Source organism: Nocardiopsis lucentensis DSM 44048 (genome assembly GCF_000341125.1).
In the GTDB taxonomy this organism is placed as follows: domain Bacteria; phylum Actinomycetota; class Actinomycetes; order Streptosporangiales; family Streptosporangiaceae; genus Nocardiopsis; species Nocardiopsis lucentensis.
In genome coordinates, this window is sequence record NZ_ANBC01000012.1 from 1 (window position 1) to 1216 (window position 1216).

At 73.4% G+C, this 1216-nt stretch carries 1 protein-coding gene; it reads left to right on the top strand.

Features of this window, described 5'->3' with window-relative positions; genetic code table 11:
- Positions 1-310: 310 nt before the first annotated feature.
- The coding region (locus D471_RS0100320) for a hypothetical protein (protein WP_017596782.1) at positions 311-1216 on the top strand (906 nt) is incomplete at its 3' end.

Genomic DNA, 1216 nt, shown 5'->3' on the forward strand with positions numbered 1-1216 from the left:
CGCGCCGCCCTCCGCGGCGGCGTCGGCGTCGCCCCCGGTCTCGGAAACGTCCTTCTCGGGCTCGTCTGGGTCCCGCACCGTGCCCCATTCCTCGGTGTGACGTCGCGCGGGCGGACCCGGAACCGGTTCTCACCCGTCACGGACGGTTCCCCCGTTCACGGCCGATCACACGAGGGCAGGGGGCTCACCAACAGGGTAGTACGACGGGCCCGAGCGGTACCGCGTGGCCGAGCCACCGTGACGAGCAGACTAGAACTTGTTATACATTGCAGACCGGTCCGCACCGCCGTCCCGACCGAAGGGATCCACCGTGATCGGACTCCTGGTCGCGCTGACCTCCGCCATGGTCTACACCGTCGGCCTCACCGTCGAACAGCGCGCCCTGCACGGGTCGGAGTCGATCTCCGTCCACCGACCGCTCCACCTGGCGCGGATCCTGCTGGGCAACCCGCGCTGGGTGCTCGGCTGCGCGTTCGCCGCCCTGGGCAGCGTCGGCCTCATCGTCTCCCTGGGCCTGGCCCCGGTGTCGGTCGCCCAGCCCGCCTTCGCGGCGGGCGTGGCGGCCACGCTCCTCGTCGCGACCCTGGTCATGGGCGAACGCGTCACCCGCGGCGAGTACGTGGCGCTCGGCCTCATGCCGGTGGCCCTCGGCCTGCTCACCCTGTCCACCACCGACGGCGGCGAGACGGGGACCTCCGCGAACACCCCCGTCCTGGTCACCGTCAGCCTGGTGACGGTGGTCGCCTGCGTGGCGGTGATGGGCGCCGCCGGGCGCGGGGGCCGGTACGTGTCGGCCGCCGCGATGGGCGCGGCGGCGGGACTGGCCCAGGGCAGCGCTGGGCTCCAGGGCAAGGGGCTCGGCGGACTGCTGGCGGAGCACGGGGTGGCCGCGGCCGTCCTGCCCGCGCTGACCTCGCCCTACCCGTATCTGTACGCGCTGGGCTGGGCGGTGGGGATCGTGCTGTTCCAGACGTCGTTGCAGCGCTCGCGCGCCTCGATCACCGCCCCGGTGTCGAACGTGGTGGGCAACGTGTTCATGGTGGTGGCCGGAACCATCCTGTTCGGCGAGAGCCTGCCCGAGGACCCGGTCCTGTTCGCCCTGCGCGTCGGCGGGTTCGCGCTGACCCTGGTCGTGGTGGTCCTGGTACGCGGGAACGTGGCCAGCGCCGAGGCCGACACCAGCCGCCGCCGGGCCGCCGCGGTGGACGGCGCCCGC